This is a genomic window from Pseudolysinimonas sp. 10J20-29 (assembly GCF_055809595.1).
Map to the genome: position 1 here is coordinate 1,733,231 of NZ_CM147917.1, position 19,695 is coordinate 1,752,925.

A 19,695-nucleotide genomic window follows, 5' to 3' on the forward strand; every position below is an offset into this window, starting at 1 on the left:
CTGCCCACGCTAGCCTGAACGGGATGTCTTCACGCCGCTCTCGCGCGCTCGGTTTCGCGCTCCTTCTTCCGCTGCTCGCCGTGCTGAGCGGATGCGCCACCACCGTCAGCCTCGACGCGGCCCCGGACGCGAACAACCCCGACTGCGCCAACGTCACGGTCCGCCTGCCCGACACGGTCGGCACGCTGGACGCGCTCGAGACCGACGCCCAGGCGACCGGCGCCTGGGGGGATCCGGTCGCCGTCATCCTGCGCTGCGGCGTCGAGGTGCCGGGCCCGTCGACGCAGCTGTGCATCGAGATCCCCGGCACGGGCATCTCGTGGCTGCTCGACGACACCGACGCCCCCAACTACCGCTACACGAGTTACGGGCGCGACCCCGCTGTCTCCGTCGCCGTCAACACCGAGATCATCAGCGCGGGCGTCGCCCTCGACGACCTCGCCAACGCGGTCTCGTTCACCCCGCTGAACGGCCGGGAGTGCACCGGCTTCGCCGACACGGTGACCGGTGACGATCTCGACGCCGATCCGGACGTCGAACCGACACCCGCGCCCACGCCGTAGACCGGCGAGCTACCGTGCGGTCTCGAGTCCGAGGCCGATGAGCTCGTCGATCAGCTCCGGGTAGCTCAGACCGCTCGCCAGCCAGCACTTCGGGAACATCGAGATCGGGGTGAACCCGGGCATCGTGTTGACCTCGTTGACCACGAAGTCGGTGCCGGTGAAGAAGAAGTCCACCCGCGCGAGTCCCGAGCCGCCGAGCGCCTCGAAGGCGCGCGCGGCGATCCGCTGCATCTCGGCCAGTTCGCTCTCGCCGAGCGGTGCCGGACAGATCAGCTCGACACCGGGCACATCGCGGTATTTGGCGTCGAAATCGTAGAAGGCGCGGCCGGTCACCACGATCTCACCGGCGACGCTGACCCGGGTGGGGGCACCCTGGCGGCCTTCCAGCACGGCGCACTCGAGCTCCCGGCCGACGATCGCCTGCTCGACGAGCACGTGGTGGTCCTCCGCGAACGCGACATCCAGCGCCGCGTCGAGCGCATCCCAGTCCGACACCTTCGTGACGCCCACGCTCGAGCCGGCGCGCGCGGGCTTCACGAACACCGGCAGGCCGAGCTCGCGCACGCGCTGGCCCCAGAGCTCCGCGTCGGCGGCGAGCGCCGCCCGCGTCAAGGTCACCCACGGCGCGACGCTGACGCCCGCGGCGAGCAGCACGCTCTTGGTGAAGTGCTTGTTCATCGCCAGCGACGACGCGAGCACGCCGTTGCCGACATAGGGCACCCCGAGCAGCTCCAGGGCGCCCTGGATCGTGCCGTCCTCGCCGAACGGACCGTGCAGGATCGGGAAGGCGACATCCACCTCGCCGAGCGAGCGGGTGACGCCCTCGGCGTCGGTGACCGTCCACTCGCGACTGGCCGCCGAATCCGGCAGGTGAACCCGCGACCCGTCGTCGGCGACCTCGGGCAGCCCGTGCAGGGTGAGCGAGGCCGCATCGTCGGGGTGAAGCGTCCAGGCGCCCTCGCGCGTGATCCCCACCGGGATCACCTCGAACCGCTCGCGATCGATCGCGCCGAGCACCCCACCCGCGGTCGCGCAACTGATCGCGTGCTCGCTCGAACGACCGCCGAACAGCAGGGCGACGCGGATGCGTGAGCTGGCCATCACTCGCCCTCCGGTTCGCCGCCGTCGGTCGTCAGGTGCGGTGCGATGTCCTGCGGGGCGAGAGTGCCCGCGAGCACCTCCGCCACCTGCGAGACGATCGGCATGTCGACGCCGCGCTCGGCGGCGAGCTCCAGCACGGGCGCAACCGAGCCGATGCCCTCGGCCGTCTGGTTCATCTGCGCGATCACCTCGTGGTAGTCGTAGCCCTGCCCGAGCAGACGCCCCGCCGTATTGTTGCGGCTGAGCGGCGACTCGCAGGTGGCGATCAGATCGCCGAGCCCGGCGAGGCCCGCCAGGGTCTCCGGGCGGGCACCGAAGGCGACCGCGAAATCGGTCATCTCGACGAGCCCGCGGGTGATGATCGACGCCTTCGTGTTCTCGCCGTAGCCGACGCCGTCCACGATGCCGATCGCGACGGCGATCAGGTTCTTCAGAACGCCGCCGAATTCGGTGCCGATGACATCCGTGTTGACGAAGGAGCGGAAGTAGCGGTTCGTCGCCGCCTTGGCGACCTCCGTCGCCGTCGCGAGGCTGGTCGAGGAGACGACCGCCGCCGTCGGCTGCTCCTTCGCGATCTCGAGCGCCAGGTTCGGCCCCGACACCACGGCGATGCGGTCGGGCGAGATCTCCAGCTCCTGCTGGATGACCTCGCTCATCCGCTGGCGCGTCGCCCGCTCGACCCCCTTCATGAGTGAGACGACCGGCACCCCGTCGGGGATGAGCTCGCGCACGATGCGCAGGTTCTCGCGCAGCGACTGGCTCGGCACGCTGAGGTACACGTGCTCGGCGCCCTCCAGCACGTCGGGCAGGCGGGAGCTCGACCACATTCCACGCGGCAGGTTCACCCCGGGCAGGTAGTCGGAGTTGCGGCGCGACTGCGTGATCTCGCGCGCAAGCTCGGGACGGCGCGCCCAGATCGACACGCTCGAGCCGCCGTCGGCGAGGATCTTCGCGAAGGTCGTGCCCCACGAGCCGGCGCCGAGCACCGCGACGCGGCGCGTCCCCGGCGGGACGACCGGCAACGGCGTGGTCCGGGGGTATGCCGTGGCGCCATCGGCCTGAGTCTGGGTCACGCATCCGCCTTCCGGGTCTCGCCCTCGCGAGACCACCGCCCCCATTCTGCCGTGTCCGATCGCAAGCGCCCGCATCCCGCCTACCCTGGAGGGGTGAGCAACCGGGTCGCCGCCGCCGCAACGCGACCGCTACGCGCGGTGCCCGAGTTCTTCCGCGGCGTGGCCCTGCTCGGGCGCGGCTTCGCGTTCTGGTCGGTTCGGCCCGGGCTGATGGCGCTCGGGCTCCTTCCCGCCGTGCTCGTCGGCGCGGGCCTCATCACCGTGATCGTGCTGCTCGGGACCTTCCTGCAGCCGATCACCCGCGCGGCCACCTTCTTCGCCGAGACCTGGGACTCAGGCTGGCGCGGTGCGCTTCAGGTGGTGATCGCGATCGCGCTCATCATCGCGACCCTCGCCCTCGCGGCGCGCGTCTTCACCGCGCTCACGCTGCTGATCGGCGCGCCGTTCTACGACCGCATCCAGCGGGCCGCCGACCAGTCGCGCGGCGTCGTGCCGCCGGATCGCTCCCCCGGCGTCTGGCGCACGATCGGCGACACGGTCGTGCTGGTGCTGCTGTCGATCGGCGCCAGCATCGTGGTCGCCCTCGTCGGCGTGATCCCCGTGATCGGCACGGTCGGCGCCGCGGTGCTCGGCTTTCTCGCCACCGCGCGGGCGCTCAGCTGGGAGCTGACGCTCGCCCCGTTCGGCACCCGCGGACTCGTCGGCCGCGAGGGCCGGGCGGCGCTGCGCCGGCGCCGCGCCCGCAGCTTCGGATTCGGCGTCGCCGTGCAGGCCTGCTTCCTCATCCCGTTCGGCGCGATCATCGCGATGCCGGCGGCCGCCGCTGGCGCGATCCTGCTCGTGCGCGACGTGCTCGGCGAAGACGACTCCCCCTCGCCCTCGGCCTCCCCCGCGGCGAACACTGCCGAAGCACCCGAGCGCGACTGACGAACGGGGCGCGCATGTGAGTTTGGGGCGCGCTCCGCAATCTCGCGGGGTGCGCTGGCGCGCGGGGCCGCGGGGCGCGGCGGTGCGACCTAGGTGCGGTCGTCGAAGCGGCCGATCTCGGACTGCCCCTTGCGGGCCGGGTCCCAGCGCTCGGCGGGCGCGGTCTCCCCGCGCAGCTCCTCCAAGAGCAGCGTCACACGGCGCATGATCTCGGCGGTCGCCTCGGCGAGCGCCGTCGGATCGGCCGCGCGGCCCTCCCAGGCGGAGAGATCCACCGGCTCGCCGACGTTCAGCTCGATCGTCTTGCGCGGGAACAGGCTCAGCTTCTTCGAGTAGCGCGGCAGCACCTGCTGCGCACCCCAGTGCGCGACCGGGATCACGGGGACCCCGTGCGCGAGCGCCAGCCGGGCCGCACCGAATTTGCCGCGCATCGGCCACAGCTCCGGGTCACGCGTCAGCGAGCCCTCCGGGTAGACGATCACGGCGAGACCGTCGTCGACCAGCCGAGAGGCGGCCGAGAGCGGGTCCGCGGTGCCGCGCCCCTGACGCTCCACGGGAATCTGGCCGGTGTAGCGCAGCAGCCCGCCGATGATCGGAATGTCGAACAGTCCGGCTTTCGCGAGGAAGCGCGGCACGCGTCCGAGCTTCCAGAGCAGGTAGGCGGTCACCAGCGGGTCGAAGTTGGTGACGTGGTTCGGGGCGAGCACGAACGCGCCCGACTTCGGAATGCGCTCCGGATTGCGGATCCGGTAGCGCGCCAGCAGCAGCAGCAGGGGCAGCACGAACGCCGCGATGACCCGCCACCCGAAGGACTTCTCCGACCGCGTGCGCGCCACGCCTAGGCCTCGACGGTGAAGTCGGCGCCGAGGTCCGTCAGCTTGTCGACGAAGTGCTCATAGCCGCGACTGATCAGCCCCAGGTTGCTCACGCGCGAGGTGCCCTCGGCGGCGAGCGCGGCGATCAGGTAGCTGAAGCCGCCCCGCAGGTCGGGGATGCGGACGTCGGCCGCGTGCAGCGGCGTCGGCCCGGTGATCACGGCGGCCTGCTCGAGCTTGCGTCGCGGGACGCGGCGGGTGAGCGACTCGAGTCCGTCCTGGTGCACGACGATGTTCGCGCCCATCTCGACGAGCGCCTCGGTGAATCCGAAGCGGTTCTCGTACACCGTCTCGTGCACGGTCGAGATGCCCTCGGCCTGGGTCAGGGCGACGATGAGCGGCTGCTGCCAGTCGGTCATGAAGCCGGGGTGCACATCCGTCTCCACCTGCACGGCCTTGAGCGCGCCGCCCGGGTGCCAGAAGCGGATCCCGTCCTCGGCCACCTCGAACTCGCCGCCGGCCTTCCGGTACACGTTCAGGAACGTCATCAGCTCAAGCTGCTTGGCGCCCTTGACGAAGATGTCGCCGCCGGTGACAAGCGCGGCCGAGGCCCAGCTGGCGGCCTCGTTGCGGTCGAAGATCGCACGGTGCGTGTAGCCCTTCAGGTGCTCGACGCCCTCGATGAAGATCGTGCGGTTCGGCTCGGTCCAGATGATCGCGCCCATCTTCTGGAGGATCGCGATCAGGTCCATGATCTCCGGCTCGATGGCCGCGTTCTTCAGCTCGGTCACACCGCTGGCCCGCACCGCCGTCAGCAGCACCTGCTCGGTGGCGCCGACGCTCGGGTAGGGCAGTTCGATGTTCGCACCGCTCAGCCCGTCGGGGGCGGTGATGCGGATGCCCTCGTAGCTCTTGTCGACGACGGCGCCGAAGGCGCGCAGCGCATCCAGGTGGAAGTCGATCGGACGGTCGCCGATGCGGCATCCGCCGAGGTCCGGGATGAGCGCCTCGCCGAGCGAGTGCAGGAGCGGGCCGCAGAACAGGATCGGAATGCGGCTGCTGCCGGCGAGCGCGTCGATCTCGGCGAAGTGCGCGCGGGCGACGTTCACCGGGTCGAGCACCAGCACGCCATCCTCGGGGCTGGTCACGGCGACGCCGTACGCCTCGAGCATGCGCGAGACGATCTGCACGTCGCTGATCGCCGGGACGTCCTGCAGGATGCTCGGGGTCTCGCCGAGCAGCGCCGCCACCATCGCCTTCGTGGCGAGGTTCTTGGCCCCGCGCACGTTGACCGTGCCGCGCAGCGGCTTGCCACCGCGGATGACGATGGTGTCACCCGTCAGACCGACGCGCTCGCCCGCTTTGCGGGCATCATTCGCGAGGTCGTTCGTCGCGATCGAATCCACCACTTTGCTTCTTTCTGTTGCAGGCACCGACGGCTAGGAGGCGGTCTTCGCCGGGAGAGTCGTCGGTCGCCACGACGCGCGAGAGGCCTCGAATTCGGTGATGCGCTCTTCGTTGCGGAGCGTCAGCCCGATGTCGTCCAGCCCCTCCAGGAGCCTCCAGCGAGTGTAGTCGTCGATGTCGAACGGAACCGTGAAGTCGCCGACCGTGACGGTGCGCTCGACGAGGTCGACGGTCGCCTCCATGCCGGGGTTCGCCTCGAGCATCTCCCAGATCGTGGTGATCTGCTCCTCGGTGATCGTGCCGGTGAGCAGGCCCTGCTTGCCGGAGTTGCCGCGGAAGATGTCGCCGAAGCGCGGGCTGATGACGGCGGCGAAGCCGAAGTCGCGCAGCGCCCAGACGGCGTGCTCGCGGCTGGAGCCGGTGCCGAAGTCGGGTCCGGCGAACAGGACGCGCGCCCCCTGGTAGGAGGGCTGGTTGAGGATGAAGCTCTCGTCCTGGCGCCAGGAGTGGAACAGCGCGTCATCGAAGCCGGTCTTGGTGACGCGCTTGAGGAACACCGCCGGGATGATCTGGTCAGTGTCGACGTTGGAGCGGCGGAACGGCACGGCGACGCCGGTCACCTGGGTGATCTTCTCCATCAGCGGGCTCCCGTCTCGTCGTGGGCCAGTTCTCCGTCGTGGGCGCTCTGCCCGTCGTCAGCGAGTGCCTGGTGACCCGAGCGCGTGCCGCGCGCGGCACTCGCCGGCGTCAGGGATGCATCCCGCGCGTCGGCCTCGAGGTCCCAGGGGGAGGAGAGGGTGCCGCGGATGGCGGTGGCGGCAGCGACCAGCGGAGACACCAGGTGGGTGCGACCGCCCTTGCCCTGCCGACCCTCGAAGTTGCGGTTCGAGGTGGAGGCGCAGCGCTCCCCCGGTGCCAGCTGGTCGGGGTTCATGCCCAGGCACATCGAGCAGCCCGCGAAGCGCCACTCGGCCCCGAACTCCTCGAACACCTTGTCGAGCCCCTCGGCCTCGGCCTCGAGACGCACCCGCGCCGAACCGGGCACGACCATGACGCGCACGCCGTCGGCCTTCTTGTTGCCCTTGATGACGGAGGCGAAGGCCCGCAGGTCCTCGATCCGGCTGTTCGTGCACGAGCCCATGAAGACCGCGTCGACCGCGATCTCCTTCATCGGGGTGCCCGCGGCGAGGTCCATGTACTCGAGCGCACGCTCGGCCGCGGCGCGCTCGTTGTGGTCGGCGATCGTCGCCGGGTCCGGCACCGTCTCCGAGAGCGAGACGCCCTGACCGGGGTTGGTTCCCCAGGTCACGAAGGGCTCGAGCTCGTTCGCGTCGAGGTACACCTCGGCGTCGAAGACCGCGTCGTCGTCGGTGCGCAGGGTCTCCCAGTAGGCGACCGCCGCATCCCAGTCGGCGCCCTCGGGCGCGTGCGGACGCCCCTTCAGGTAGTCGTAGGTGGTCTGGTCGGGGGCGACCATGCCGGCGCGCGCGCCCGCCTCGATCGACATGTTGCAGATCGTCATGCGGCCGTCCATCGACAGCGAGCGGATCGCGCTGCCGCGGTACTCGAGCACGTAGCCCTGGCCGCCGCCGGTCCCGATCTTCGCGATCACCGCGAGGATGATGTCCTTCGCCGTCACGCCCGGTCGCAGCTCGCCCTCGACGGTGATCGCCATCGTCTTGAAGGGCTTCAGCGGCAGGGTCTGGGTGGCGAGCACGTGCTCGACCTCGCTCGTGCCGATGCCGAAGGCCATCGCGCCGAACGCGCCGTGCGTCGAGGTGTGGCTGTCGCCGCAGACGACGGTGCTGCCGGGCACGGTGAGCCCGAGCTGCGGGCCGACGACGTGCACGATGCCCTGGTCCTTGTCGCCGAGCGAGTGCAGACGGATGCCGAACTCCTTGGCGTTGTTGCGCAGCGTCTCGATCTGGGTGCGACTGGTGAGGTCGGCGATCTGCTTGTCGATGTTGATCGTCGGGGTGTTGTGGTCCTCGGTCGCGATCGTCAGATCGGGCCGACGCACCGGGCGCCCGGCCGTCCGCAGTCCGTCGAAGGCCTGCGGGCTGGTGACCTCGTGCACGAGGTGCAGGTCGATGTAGATGAGGTCCGGCTCGCCGTTCTCACCGCGGGTGACGAGGTGGTCGGCCCAGACCTTCTCGGCAAGGGTCTTTGCGCTCATAGCTGTATCGGTTCCTTCTTCGCTGGATGTCGAATCGGCCGGATGTCAGGGCGTGACGGTCTCCGCGACGAGGGAGGCCGGTGGGTGACTAGGCCTCGTCGCGGCGACGAAGGAGAAGAAGCCGATCGAACAGCATTCGATCAGGGTAGCACCGGGTGGCTGGACGCCGCCGTCGCCGACCGCCTCACGGCGAAGTGTTGGGATACGCTCAGGTATCGCCGAAAGTCGAGGTTCGGATGCCGTATCGCGTTGCCGTCGTTGACGACCACGAAGCGATCGGGCTGGCCCTGGCTCAGGCGCTCGCCCCGCACCAGGACCTCGAGCTCGTGACGAGCGTCGAGACGGTCGACGAGCTGCTCGCCGCCGGCCAGTCGGTCGACCTGGTGCTGCTCGATCTGCGGCTCGCCGACGGGTCCTCCCCGCGGCGCAACGTCGAACGGCTCGCCAACGCGGGAACGAGGGTCGTCGTCTACACCTCCGGCGAGAACCCCGAATACCTCCGGATGATCGCGGGAAGCGCGGTGGTCGGGGTCGTCCGCAAGTCGGAGCCGGTCGCCGTACTGTTCGACACGATGCGGGCGTGCGCCGAGGGGGCGACGGTCATGTCCACCGACTGGGCGGCCGCGATCGACGCGGATCCGCGTCTGGCCGAGGCGGGACTCCGCGCGGAGGAGCGCGAGGTGCTGCGAGCTCTTCGCCGCCGGGTTCGGCCGCGACGACATCGTGGGCGTTCTCGAGCTGTCTGCGGCTCAGGTCGACGAGGCCGTCGCGACGCTGCGAGACAAGTACGCGCGTCTCCAGGCGCCGGCCGGCCGCAGCGACCTGTTCGCCCGCGCCCTCGACGACGACTTCCTGCCGTTCACCGATCTCGCCGACACGTCCGGCGGCGCACCGCGATGAAGGGCACGCTTGCGACGCCCGTCTACGTTGCCATGTCGGCCGGCGTCGGCTCGGCCGGGCTCGTCTTCGGGTTCATCCGCGCACCGCTCGCGCTCGATCAGGCGGCGACGATGGCCACCTGGTGGACAGTCCTGGCGGCAGCCGGGTTCATCCTTCCCGCGGCCGCGCTGACGCTGACTCCGTTCCTCGGGCTGCGCGTCGCCGCCGTGCTCGCGAACGTCAGCGCGCTGAGCTTTCTCGCTGCCGGGGCGACAGTCCTGCTCGCCATCCCCGAGGGCACCTCGGTCGACGTGCTCGGCACGCCGTGGCCGCTCACCATCTCGGCTCTCGCCTCGTCGATCGCGGCCGTCTGGTGGCGCCCGTCATTCGCCATCGCGTACCTGCTGGCGACCGTGATCGCCGTGGAGGGGGTGCGCACGACCCTCGGACGGCCTCACTTCGATCCGGGCTTCCTGCTCATCGACACCGCCTACACATTGCTGTTCAACGGGGTGTTCGTCGCGCTCGCGCTCGCGCTGCGACGACGCGCCCGCACCCTCGACGAGAGCTTCGACACGGCCGCGGCCGAGACGGCGAGCGCGGCGCGCGCCGACTCCCGTGCGCGCGAGACGGCGCGCGTCGGAGCCCTCGTGCACGACACGGTGCTGGTCGCCTTGCTGAGCGCGGCCCGAGCGGAGCCCGGGCAGGCGGATGCGGCCGCTCCCCTGGCGCGCCGGGCTCTCGCCGCGCTGGAGGCCGAGGATGCGGACCGAGACGCAGCGCAGACTTTCCGTGACACGGCGTGGCGGATTCAGGCCGCGGCCACCGAGATCACGCCTGCCGCCGAGGTCGTCATCTCGGGCGAGCTGGATCACGCGCTGCCGCCGGAGGCGGGCGCGGCGCTGCGTGAGGCGAGCGCCGAGGTGCTGCGCAACAGCCGCGACTACGCGGGTGTCGCGGCGCAGCGCGTCGTGATGATCAGAGGGGACGACGGCCGCATCCGGGTCGAGATCGTCGACGACGGCGCGGGATTCGACCCGCAGCAGGTCCCCGCGCATCGCCTCGGCATCCGGGTCAGCGTGATCGACCGGATGGCCGCGGTCGGCGGCGCTGCGCGGATCGCCTCGCAGCCGGGGGTCGGAACCCGCGTGCGTCTCGAGTGGGGTCCGGCATGACGGGCGCCCGAGCGCGCACGGCTGCGGAGGCGCCGGCCGTACCTCGCGGAGCGGCGCCGGGCGATCCGACGCGTCTGCTCGACGTCGACCGGCTTGCCGGCTGGTCGATCTTCGCGCTCTTCTCGATCACCATGCTGGCCTTCGTCGTCAACACGGGCCCGGCGAGCCAGACCGTGTGTGGGCTCACCGCCGCGGCGGCCCTCATCGCGGCCGCTGGTCTCTGCATCGCGCCGGGACCCGACACCCTCTCGCCGGGGCGCATCGCCGCGATCCTGGCGCTCACCACCTACTGCAATGCGGCGATGACCTGGCAGTTCGCGCCCGGCGAATGGCCGGGTTGGGCGTCGTGGAACTTCGGCATGACGGCGCTCGTCATGATCGGGGTCGCCTTCCGCGGTCGCATCCTCTGGTCGTGGGCGGGCGTCGTGATCATGTCCGCCGTGGCGATCAGCTGGAGCACGATCACGGCCGGGTCCCCCGTGCTCGGCTTCGAGCTCTCGTACATGCACCTCGCGATCAACGTGCCGGTGACGTTCTTCGCGATCGGCATGCGGCGCACCGCGCAGACCATCACGCGCCTGCAGGAGGTCGAGCACCGGCGCGCCGTCGAGTCCGCCGCGGACGAGGCGCGCGCCGACGAACGCGAGCACGAGCTCGCCCGCGTGCGCGCCATCGTCGCCGAGCCGCTGCGCGACATCGCCGACGGTGTGACGACACCCTCCCCGACCGATCTGCTGGTGCTCGAGGCACGGCTGCGTGACCGCATCCGAGGACGCGCCCTCGAAGCGCCCCGTCTCCGCGCCTCGGTGGATGCGGCCCGCCGCCGCGGCATCACCGTGCTGCTGCTCGACGATGCGGCCGCCCCCGCCCCCGACGAGTGGCTCTCCGACGGGCTCGCCGAGGCCGCCGAGGTGCTCGACAGCCAGCCCGACGGCATGATGACCGTGCGCCTGAGCGGCGGCGCCGAGACCTGGCAGCTGACCGTCGTGGCCAACGGCAGCCTCACGACGCGCACGCGTCGGGAGCACGTCGCGAGCTAGCCCTTCGCGTCGGTGTCCACCGGCAGCTCGGCGTCGCCGTTGCCGTTGGCGCCCGGGATGTGCGGCTCCGGAATCCGGCCGTGGTCGATGCGGATCTTGACCAGGCTCGCGATGACCGCGATCGCCATCGCCGCGACGATGACGGCGAGCGAGGTGAAGGTGCCGATCTCGGGCACCGCGTCCAGGTGCTGACCGCCGTTGATGAACGGCAGCTCGTTCTCGTGCAGCGCGTGCAGCACGAGCTTCACGCCGATGAAGGCGAGGATGAACGCGATGCCGTACTTGAGGTACACGAGCTTGTCGACGAGGTCGCCGAGCAGGAAGTAGAGCTGGCGCAGGCCCATCAGCGCGAACACGTTCGCGGTGAACACGATGAACGGACTCTGCGTGATGCCGAAGATCGCCGGGATCGAGTCGAGCGCGAATACCACGTCGGTGGTGCCGAGCGCGATCAGCACGATGATCACCGGGGTGAAGACGCGCTTGCCGTCGATCGTCGTGCGCATCTTGGCGCCGTCGAACTCCTCGGTGATCGCGATGCGCCGACGGAAGAATGCGATCAGCTGGTTCTCCGTCTCGGCCTCGTCCTCGTGCCCGGTGAAGGCCTGGTTGAAGGCGGTGTAGATCAGGAAGGCGCCGAAGATGTAGAAGATCCAGGAGAAGTTCTCGATGAGCGCCGCGCCCAGCAGGATGAAGATTCCGCGGAACAGCAGCGCCAGGATGATGCCGATCATCAGCAGCTCCTGCTGGTACTTCCGCGGCACCGAGAAGCGGCCCATGATGATCAGGAACACGAACAGGTTGTCGATCGACAGGCTGTACTCGGTGAGCCAACCGGCGACGAACTGCCCCGCGTGCTCGGCGTCGCCGAGCCACAGCATCAGCAGCGCGAAGACGATCGCGAGCGCGACGTAGAAGCCGATCCAGAGCGCCGACTCGCGCGTCGACGGGATGTGCGGGCGTCGGAATGCGAGGAACACGTCGAAGCCGAGGATCAGCGTGAGCGCGATGAGTGATCCGACTTCGAACCAGAGGGGAAGAGCGAGTTCCACGGGGGACCTTTCACGAGGGAGGAGACAGCGATGCCTCGAACGTCTCTCCCGCGCGGTCACTCCGTGGAGTGCTCGCGATCGCGACCGGGGTTCCAACGCTGCAACCCGTGATGACGGCCGCGATGAGGTGGGATACTCCCCTTCGCGTCGCCCACTCTACGGGAATAAACTCGAAGAATGAGCAATGACGGTGTCCTGCACAGTGACGACGAGATCCGCGCCGAGGCGCGGAAGCGGCTGAAGGCCCGCAACGACTTCTGGACGATGCTCGCCATCTTCGGCGTCGTCGTGCTGATCCTGATCGCCGTCTGGTACTTCTCCAGCGGCCCGAACTCCTACTTCTGGCCGATCTGGCCGATCTTCGGCATGTCGATCGCGGCCGTGTTCGTGGGGCTGGATGCCTTCGGCATCACCCGCCGCCACATCACCGAGGCCGACATCGACGCCGAGGTCGCGAAGATGACCAAGCGCAAGCCGTAGGCCTGCCTCAGACCACCTCGAGCCGCCGCGACGGGTCGTCGCTGGCGGCGAGCACCTCGTCGACCAGCCCGTGGTCGCCGACCCTGGTCGGGTCGAGCCACTCGTCGTAGAGTTCCGGGCGCACGATCAGCGGCATCCGGTCGTGGATCTCGGTGACGTTCGGTGCGGCCGGCCGCGTGACGATCGCGTAGGAGACCATCCAGCTCTCGTCGGGCCGCTGGGTGACGTTGTAGATGCCGGCGAGCGCGAACAGGCCCTCGGCCAGCTCGAACGACCGGCCCTTCTCCAGGTACGAGGTCACCGGAACGAGCGCGCGCCGCGACTTCGTCGGCCCCGACCACGCGCCGGAGGAGAGCAGCTTCTCGACCCGGGCATTGATCGCGGGGAACTTCGCCGGCTGCCCGCCGACCCAGAGCTTCCACCAGGCGAGGTCGATCGTGCGCCGACGCTCCCCCTCGCGCTCCCGCTCGCGCACGATCGGGTTGAGGTTCAGCGCGTGCACGCCGGTCGGCTTGGCGGGCTTCTCGGCGTACTGCTCAAGCCAGGCTGAGAGAGCCGGGGCGCTGCCGCGCTCATCGAGCGTGCCGAAGGCGTCGTGGAGTTCGTCGGCGGTGACCTGCAAACCGTAGCTCGCGCACATACCGACAGTCTGCCGCGTGCGGCCGACGTCGCGCCCAGGAACTCCGGCAAAGAAAAAACCCTCGGCGAACCGAGGGTTTTTTGTGTTGGTGACCCCAGCGGGATTCGAACCCGCGTTACCGCCGTGAGAGGGCGGCGTACTAGGCCGCTATACGATGGGGCCGGATGACAACCGTACGAGTATGCCACAGCATCTGCGGCTCTCCCAAATCGGCTCAGGCGAGCACCTTGAGCGCGCCGGGAACGACCTCGAGGTCGAGCGGCAGAGGTGCGAAACGCTCACCATCGCCGTAGGCGACGATGCCCTTCGCCTCGATCCGGATGCGCTGCGCCTGACGCATGATGACCCGCGGATCGGTGACGTGCGTGCCCTCGAAAACGCGCGGGAAGATGCGCAGGAACGCGAGCCGCGACAGCGGCGTCACGATCATCACGTCGAGCAGGCCGTCGTCGAACTTCGCGTCGGGGGTGATCTTCATGCCACCGCCGAGCGAGGCGTTGTTGCCCACCGAGACCATGAGCGCATCGATCTCGAGCACCTCGTCGTCGAGCGTCAGCCGGTAGCGGATCGGGGCGAGTCGGACGAGTTCGACGAGCAGGGCGAGGATGTAGCGGCTGGGGCCTTTCGGGTGCCGCATCGAGTTGGCGCGCTCGTTGACGATGGCGTCGAAGCCGGCGCTCATCGACCCGGCGGACCAGCGCTCCCCCGCCGGTTCGCCATCCGTCGCGCGCCAGCTCACCCGCATCGCGTCGATCACGCGCGCGGGCTTCTGCAGCGCGGCGACGAGCGTCTCGATCGCGCGCTCCGGGTCGTCCAGCGGGATGCCGAGGCCCCGCGACATGTCGTTGCCGGTTCCGGAGGGGATGATGCCGAGCGGCACCTCAGTGCCCGCCACGAGGTTCGCCCCCAGGTTCACCATGCCGTCACCGCCGACGACGATGAGCGCGTCGGGGTGGGTGGCGACGGCGGCGCGGGCGGCCGCGAGCAGGGACTCCGCATCCGGCTCGGTCAGCGCGGTGACGGTGTGGCCGAGCTTCCGCAGCGCCTCGACGACCCGCGGCCCGACGCCCCGGGTGGAGCCGAACGAGGCGGAGGGGTTGATGGCGACGATGAGGTGCTTCGCCTGCGTCGTCGCCATCCCCCGAGTATGCCAGCGCGCGCGGGCTACCGCGCGAAGCGCACGGCGCGCAGCGCTGCGCGTTGAGCGCCACCACGACGGTGGATGCGCTCATCACGATCGCGCCGACCGCGGGCGGCATCAGGAAGCCGATCCCGGCGAGCACGCCCGCCGCGAGCGGCAGCCCGACGACGTTGTAGCCGGCCGCCCAGCCCAGGTTCTGCAGCATCTTGCGGTAGGTGGCGCGGCTGAGCGCGATCGCGTCGGCAACGCCCCGCGGGTCACTGGAGGCGAGCACGATGCCCGCCGACTCGATCGCCACGTCGGTGCCGGCGCCAATCGCGATTCCGAGGTCGGCGGTCGCGAGCGCCGGGGCGTCGTTGACGCCGTCGCCCACCATCGCCACCCTGTGTATCCCGCCGTTCTGGATGCGCGCCACGGTCGCCGCCTTCTGCTCGGGCAGCACCTCGGCGTAGACCTCGTCGATGCCGAGCTCGGCCGCCACCCAGTCGGCGACGGCGTGCGAGTCGCCCGTCATCATCGCGACCCGGATGCCGCGCTGCTTCAGCAGCTTCACGGCCTCGGCCGACTCGTCGCGCACCGCGTCGGCGAGCGCGAAGAGGCCCAGCACCTGGTCGTCCTCGACGAGGTAGACGAGGGTGTGGCCCTTGGCTGCGAGTTCGCGCTGCTCGTTGACCATCCCGTTCTCGAGCCGCAGGCCGGCGGCCGTGATCTGGCGTCCGCTGACGACGCGCAGCTCGCGTCCGTCGACGATGGCGCTCGCGCCGCGACCCGCCAGCGCCTTGAAGCCCTTGGGCCGGCCGAGCTTGAGCCGCCGGGAGCGCGCCGCGGTCACGAGCGCGCGGGCGATCGGATGCTCCGAGCGCGACTCGACGGCGCCGGCGAGCCGAAGGATCGCCTGCTCGTCCTGCCCGGGCGACGGCACCCAGCGCGAGAGCGCGAGTTCGCCGCGGGTCAGCGTGCCGGTCTTGTCGAAGACGACGACGTTGATCTCGCGCGCCGTCTCGAGCGCCGCGCGCTCCCGGATCAGGATGCCTCGCTGCGCCCCGATGGAGGTCGACAGCTGCGCGACCAGCGGGATGGCGAGCCCCAGCGCGTGCGGGCAGGCGATCACGAGCACCGTGACGACGCGGTTGATGACGAAGGCCGGGTCGTCCGGCATCAGCAGGTACCAGACGAGGAGCGTGATGACCGCCGCCGCGACGGCGACGTAGAACAGCAGCGCGGCCGCCCGGTCGGCGAGAAGCTGCTGCCCCGATTTGCTGGACTGCGCATCCGAGACAAGCCGCATGATGCCGGCGAGCGCCGTGTCGTCGCCGAGCTTGGTGACCTTGATCACGAGGGCGCCGCCCGCGACGACGCTGCCGCCGATGACCGCGTCGCCGGCGCTCTTCGCCACGGCAGCGGATTCGCCGGTGAGCAGCGACTCGTCGAGCTCGGCCTCGCCGTCGATGATCTCGCCGTCGGCGGGAACGCGCTCCCCCGGGCGCACGATCAGCAGGTCGCCGACACGGAGCTCCGCGGTCGGCACCCGCTCGCTCTCGGCATCCGGCGCCGCATGCTCGGCATCGCGCACGCGCTCCGCGGTGTCGGGCACGAGCTTGGCGAGCTCGCCGAGCGCGTTCTGGGCGCCCATGACGGCGCTCATCTCGATCCAGTGCCCGAGCAGCATGATGACCACCAGGGTCGACAGCTCCCACCAGAAGTCCATGCCCTCGAAGCCGAGGGTGACCGCGGCCGAGTAGCCGAAGGCGACGACGAGCGCGAGCGAGATGAGGGTCATCATGCCCGGCGACTTGGCGCGCAGCTCGTGCCAGGCGCCCTGCAGGAAGATGCGGCCGCCGATGACGAAGATCGCGAGGCCGAAGGCGGCGGGGATGAACTGGCTGCCCGGGAAGCGCGGACCGGAGAGCCCCAGGATGTCCTGCAGGCCGGTCGAGAAGACGAGCGTCGGGATGGTCAGGACGAGCGTGATCCAGAACAGCCGCTTGAACCGCGCCGGGTCGTGCGCGCTGTGGTCATGCGCACTGTGGTCGTGCGCACCGTGGTCGTGGGCACCGTGGTCGTGGCTGCCGTGCTCGTGCGCGTCGTGGGTGTGCGCGTCGTGCTCGACGGCGCCGTTCTCGGCCGTCTCGTGGTGGTCGTGGTGCTCGTGCTCGTTCGTGGCAGTGCTGCGTGCCATGTCAGTTCCCTCGGTTGTTCTGCAGCTCGAAGACCGTCAGCAGCTCGGCGACGGCCGCGTCGCGCGATTCGGCGCCCGCGTCGAACATCTCGCCGACGTGGGTGCGCAGGTGATTCTCGACGAGGAGCTTGTTGAGGCTGCGCAGCGAGCTCTGGATCGCGAGCGACTGCGTGATGATGTCGACGCAGTAGTCCTCGTTCTCGATCATCTTCTCGACGCCGCGCAGCTGTCCCTGCAGGATCTTCGTGCGGTGCAGGGCGCGCTTCTTGATGTCCTCGATCACACGTTGATAGTACCCCTAGGGGGTATCAATCGCCGGCAATTGCCACGGAATACTCAGGCAGTGCCGAACACCCCGTGCAGGACCTTCATGGTGCGGGCGAGCCCATCGGCGCCGCCGCTCTCGTGGCCGTTGAACGGCCAGACCGTGATCTGCTTCGCGCCGGCGTAGGCGTTGAACGCGCCGAAGATCGTCGAGGGCTTGCAGGTCTCGTCCATGAGGGCCACCGAGAACCAAGAGGGAGCGCTCGCGCGCGTGGCGAAGTTCACCCCGTCGAAGTAGGAGAGGGTCTCGAGCACCGTCTCGACCTTCTCCCGGTGCGTCCGCAGGTAGCGCACGAGCTCGTGGTACGGCTCCGAGTCGTGGATCGTGATCGCCCGCGGGAAGTCGCACAGGAACGGCACGTCCGGCACCGCCGCGACGAGCCCGTCGACGAGCCCCGACACCGCGAGTGCGATTCCGCCGCCCTGGCTGCCGCCGACGACCGCGACGCGGGAGGAGTCCACCGTGTCGAGCGAGCGGGCCGCGTTGACGGCGCGCACCGCATCCGTGAACACCCGGCGGTAGTAGTAGGTCTCACGGCTGTCGACGCCGCGCGACATGAAGCCGGGAATCTGGGGCCCTGCCGCCGCCGAGTCGGCGGTCGCGCCGGGCGACCAGGTCGAGCCCTGGCCGCGGGTGTCCATGTGGAAGTGCGCGAAGCCCGCCGAGGCGTAGAGCAGGTTCTCGGTGGGGCGCCCGCGGCCTCCGCCGTAGCCGACGTACTCGACCACCGTCGGAAGCGGCCCGCTGCGCTGCGCCGGCAGCCGCAGCCAGGCCTTGATCGGCTCCCCGCCGAAGCCCGGGAACGTGACGTCGAAGACCTCGACCGTCACCAGCCCGGTGTCGACCGGGGTGAGCGTGACCTCGCCGCCCGCGGCCCGCGCCTCCGAGATCGTGCGAGCCCAGAACTCGTCGAAATCATCGGGGGCGATCTGCGAGCTCTGGTACTCACGCAGCTGGGCTTCGGGAAGGTCGGAAAACACAACGCCACGATAGCGGCGCGGGTACGCTCGCCGTGTGAAGGTGACGAAGTACGAACACTCCACCCTGCTGATCGAGCGCGCCGACGACCTGCTCGTGATCGATCCCGGCTCCTTTCTGACTCCACCCGACTTCCACGGCACGGTCGCCGTCGTCATCACGCACGAGCACGCCGACCACTGGACTCCCGAGCAGCTCCGCCGGATCCTGGAGGACAGTCCCGAGGCCCGCATCTTCGGACCGCAGGGCGTCGCGGATGCGGCCAGCGAGTTCGAGGTCGAAGTGGTGACCGCCGGGCAGAGCGTCGAGGTCGGGGCCTTCACCCTGCGGTTCTTCGGCGGACGCCACAACGTCATCCACTCCTCGATTCCGGTCATCGACAACCTGGGCGTGCTGATCGACGATGAGCTGTTCCACCCGGGCGATTCGTACACCGTGCCCGATGTGCCGGTCGCGACCCTGGCGGCCCCGGTCGGGGCGCCGTGGCTGAAGATCGGCGAGGCGATGGACTACGTGCTCGCCGTCGGCGCGACGCGGGTCTTCCCGATCCACGAGATGACCCTCTCGGTCGCGGGGCTGCGGATGCACCGGGCGCGCCTCGAGTGGGCGACGACCCAGAACGGCGGCGAGTTCGTCGTGCTCGAACCGGGGGAATCGACCGTCCTCTAGCGCTGCGGCGCGCGCTCGCATCCGCATCCCCATCCGGCGGGCATCCGGCGGGCATCCGGCGCCCATCCGGCGCAAGTGAGTCGTTTCTCCGGGGGTTTCCGCGACGCACCCCGCACTTTCGGGGGCGCAGCCCACGGAGTGTGCGGATTCTCCGGAGAACGGACACACTGCGGGGCCGCGGCCCCGCGCAGGCGGGCCCTGCCCGCGCGACTACGCGTCGGTGTCGGGCTTGTCGTTGCGGGCGGCGCGGTGCGCCTTGATCGCGCGGATCGAGAGCTGCACCGAGGCGAAGAGCACCAGCAGAGCGAACAGGATCGCGGCGATGCGCGGCTCCATCCAGAACGCGAGGGCGACGCCGCCGAAGCTCGCGCCGGTCGCGAAGACGCCGACGATCAGCCCATCGGAGAGCCGCACGAGCCGGTTGCGGAGGTTCGCGATCGAGCCGGTGGTCGCGGTCGGAATCATCGCCAGCAGCGAGGTGCCCTTGGCGACCAGGTCGCCCATCCCGAAGAGTGCGATCAGGACCGGAACGGCGATGACGCCGCCGCCGATGCCGAACAGCCCCGCCGCGATTCCCATCGCGACGCCGAGGCCCACGAGGCCGACGATCGTCCAGGTCGTGAGCTCGAGGTCGACGCCGCGGGCCGGCGGCTCGAGGATCGTCTGCACGGCGACCACGAGCAGCAGAGCGATGAACAGCCAGCGCAGCCAGCCGATCGGCAGCTTCTTGAGCAGGCGGGTGCCGATGATCGAGCCGACGATGCCGCCGGCGGCGATCAGCAGACCGGCGAGAACGTTGACCTCGCCCTGCGCGAAGTAGCTGGCCGCACCCGCGATCGCGGTCGGCAGGATCGCCACGAGCGAGGTGGCGGCCGCGTGACGCTGGTCGAGCCCCGCCAGCCAGATCAGCAGCGGCACCATCACGATGCCGCCGCCGACGCCGAAGGCGCCGGAGAGCGCACCGCCGATCACCCCCACCAGGGCGAGCGCCAGATAGCGGCGCACGGGCGAAGGGGTGGCGGAATCGGTCGTCATGAAGGCATCCTGCGGGGTTGGGAAGAAGAAAAGACTCCCT

General features: G+C 70.2%; 18 protein-coding genes, 1 tRNA gene and 1 pseudogene. 6 read left to right on the forward strand and 14 right to left on the reverse strand.

What is annotated here, in order from left to right; translation table 11 throughout:
• Nucleotides 1–23 precede the first annotated feature (23 nt).
• A complete protein-coding gene (locus AC0L6Y_RS08450; protein ID WP_473550840.1) occupies nucleotides 24–563 on the forward strand; it encodes a DUF3515 family protein in 540 nt (179 codons plus the stop codon).
• A gap of 9 nt (nucleotides 564–572) precedes the next feature.
• On the opposite strand, the gene AC0L6Y_RS08455 is transcribed toward AC0L6Y_RS08450, so the two are convergent.
• Together AC0L6Y_RS08455 and AC0L6Y_RS08460 are read right to left on the reverse strand one after the other, a co-directional pair.
• Nucleotides 573–1,664: a D-alanine--D-alanine ligase family protein gene (locus tag AC0L6Y_RS08455; RefSeq protein WP_473550843.1), complete on the reverse strand. Its 1,092-nt coding sequence runs from the start codon at nucleotides 1,662–1,664 to the stop codon at nucleotides 573–575.
• Complete coding sequence (locus tag AC0L6Y_RS08460; protein ID WP_473558388.1) at nucleotides 1,664–2,686, reverse strand: NAD(P)H-dependent glycerol-3-phosphate dehydrogenase; 1,023 nt, start codon at nucleotides 2,684–2,686, stop codon at nucleotides 1,664–1,666. Before AC0L6Y_RS08460 ends, AC0L6Y_RS08455 begins: the two co-directional genes overlap by 1 nt.
• A 144-nt stretch (nucleotides 2,687–2,830) precedes the next feature.
• Here AC0L6Y_RS08460 and AC0L6Y_RS08465 point away from each other — a divergent pair, with 144 nt between their 5' ends.
• Nucleotides 2,831–3,664 (forward strand): EI24 domain-containing protein, encoded by an 834-nt coding sequence (locus tag AC0L6Y_RS08465; RefSeq protein WP_473550846.1) that lies wholly within the window; start codon nucleotides 2,831–2,833, stop codon nucleotides 3,662–3,664.
• Nucleotides 3,665–3,753: 89 nt separating this feature from the next.
• Here AC0L6Y_RS08465 and AC0L6Y_RS08470 read toward each other — a convergent pair whose 3' ends face one another.
• From AC0L6Y_RS08470 to leuC, 4 genes are read right to left on the reverse strand one after another with little or no spacing between them, the layout of a single operon-like run.
• The gene (locus tag AC0L6Y_RS08470; protein ID WP_473550849.1) at nucleotides 3,754–4,500 is read right to left on the reverse strand and encodes a lysophospholipid acyltransferase family protein; all 747 of its coding nucleotides are present in this window, start codon (nucleotides 4,498–4,500) and stop codon (nucleotides 3,754–3,756) included.
• 2 nt (nucleotides 4,501–4,502) lie between these two features.
• A complete protein-coding gene (murA, locus tag AC0L6Y_RS08475; protein ID WP_473550852.1) occupies nucleotides 4,503–5,885 on the reverse strand; it encodes a UDP-N-acetylglucosamine 1-carboxyvinyltransferase in 1,383 nt (460 codons plus the stop codon).
• Between the two features lie 33 nt (nucleotides 5,886–5,918).
• Nucleotides 5,919–6,524: a 3-isopropylmalate dehydratase small subunit gene (gene leuD, locus AC0L6Y_RS08480; protein WP_473550856.1), complete on the reverse strand. Its 606-nt coding sequence runs from the start codon at nucleotides 6,522–6,524 to the stop codon at nucleotides 5,919–5,921.
• Nucleotides 6,524–8,062 (reverse strand): 3-isopropylmalate dehydratase large subunit, encoded by a 1,539-nt coding sequence (gene leuC / locus AC0L6Y_RS08485; protein ID WP_473550859.1) that lies wholly within the window; start codon nucleotides 8,060–8,062, stop codon nucleotides 6,524–6,526. The genes leuD and leuC overlap by 1 nt, the downstream gene beginning before the upstream one ends.
• A 236-nt stretch (nucleotides 8,063–8,298) precedes the next feature.
• Here leuC and AC0L6Y_RS08490 point away from each other — a divergent pair, with 236 nt between their 5' ends.
• Both AC0L6Y_RS08490 and AC0L6Y_RS08495 read left to right on the forward strand, forming a co-directional pair.
• A complete protein-coding gene (locus tag AC0L6Y_RS08490; RefSeq protein ID WP_473550862.1) occupies nucleotides 8,299–10,116 on the forward strand; it encodes an ATP-binding response regulator in 1,818 nt (605 codons plus the stop codon).
• Complete coding sequence (locus AC0L6Y_RS08495) at nucleotides 10,113–11,156, forward strand: hypothetical protein (RefSeq protein WP_473550866.1); 1,044 nt, start codon at nucleotides 10,113–10,115, stop codon at nucleotides 11,154–11,156. Before AC0L6Y_RS08490 ends, AC0L6Y_RS08495 begins: the two co-directional genes overlap by 4 nt.
• On the opposite strand, the gene AC0L6Y_RS08500 is transcribed toward AC0L6Y_RS08495, so the two are convergent.
• A complete protein-coding gene (locus AC0L6Y_RS08500; protein ID WP_473550868.1) occupies nucleotides 11,153–12,208 on the reverse strand; it encodes a TerC family protein in 1,056 nt (351 codons plus the stop codon). The two genes, AC0L6Y_RS08495 and AC0L6Y_RS08500, sit on opposite strands and share 4 nt — an antisense overlap.
• 177 nt (nucleotides 12,209–12,385) lie before the next feature.
• On the opposite strand from AC0L6Y_RS08500, the gene AC0L6Y_RS08505 reads away from it, so the two are divergent.
• On the forward strand, nucleotides 12,386–12,688 hold the full coding sequence (locus tag AC0L6Y_RS08505; RefSeq protein ID WP_473550871.1) for a 2TM domain-containing protein: 303 nt from the start codon (nucleotides 12,386–12,388) through the stop codon (nucleotides 12,686–12,688).
• A 7-nt stretch (nucleotides 12,689–12,695) separates the two neighbouring features.
• Here the strand turns inward: AC0L6Y_RS08505 and AC0L6Y_RS08510 are convergent, their stop codons facing one another.
• From AC0L6Y_RS08510 to AC0L6Y_RS08535, 6 genes and pseudogenes are all read right to left on the reverse strand, one after another.
• Nucleotides 12,696–13,328 (reverse strand): SOS response-associated peptidase, encoded by a 633-nt coding sequence (locus AC0L6Y_RS08510; protein ID WP_473550873.1) that lies wholly within the window; start codon nucleotides 13,326–13,328, stop codon nucleotides 12,696–12,698.
• Between the two features lie 86 nt (nucleotides 13,329–13,414).
• Nucleotides 13,415–13,490 (reverse strand) — tRNA-Glu (locus AC0L6Y_RS08515).
• Between the two features lie 52 nt (nucleotides 13,491–13,542).
• Nucleotides 13,543–14,466, reverse strand: coding sequence for a diacylglycerol/lipid kinase family protein (locus AC0L6Y_RS08520; RefSeq protein ID WP_473550876.1), 924 nt, complete (start codon nucleotides 14,464–14,466; stop codon nucleotides 13,543–13,545).
• Between the two features lie 112 nt (nucleotides 14,467–14,578).
• Nucleotides 14,579–16,648 (reverse strand): annotated as a pseudogene (locus AC0L6Y_RS08525) (heavy metal translocating P-type ATPase); the annotation flags it as partial.
• A gap of 1 nt (nucleotide 16,649) precedes the next feature.
• Nucleotides 16,650–16,931 carry a metal-sensitive transcriptional regulator gene (locus AC0L6Y_RS08530; protein WP_473550878.1) on the reverse strand — a complete coding sequence of 94 codons (282 nt, stop codon included), beginning with the start codon at nucleotides 16,929–16,931 and terminating at the stop codon, nucleotides 16,650–16,652.
• 53 nt (nucleotides 16,932–16,984) lie between these two features.
• The gene (locus AC0L6Y_RS08535; protein WP_473550881.1) at nucleotides 16,985–17,953 is read right to left on the reverse strand and encodes an acetylxylan esterase; all 969 of its coding nucleotides are present in this window, start codon (nucleotides 17,951–17,953) and stop codon (nucleotides 16,985–16,987) included.
• Between the two features lie 34 nt (nucleotides 17,954–17,987).
• On the opposite strand from AC0L6Y_RS08535, the gene AC0L6Y_RS08540 reads away from it, so the two are divergent.
• On the forward strand, nucleotides 17,988–18,620 hold the full coding sequence (locus AC0L6Y_RS08540) for an MBL fold metallo-hydrolase (protein WP_473550885.1): 633 nt from the start codon (nucleotides 17,988–17,990) through the stop codon (nucleotides 18,618–18,620).
• Between the two features lie 210 nt (nucleotides 18,621–18,830).
• On the opposite strand, the gene AC0L6Y_RS08545 is transcribed toward AC0L6Y_RS08540, so the two are convergent.
• Nucleotides 18,831–19,655 carry a sulfite exporter TauE/SafE family protein gene (locus AC0L6Y_RS08545; RefSeq protein WP_473550889.1) on the reverse strand — a complete coding sequence of 275 codons (825 nt, stop codon included), beginning with the start codon at nucleotides 19,653–19,655 and terminating at the stop codon, nucleotides 18,831–18,833.
• Between the last annotated feature and the right edge of the window lie 40 nt (nucleotides 19,656–19,695).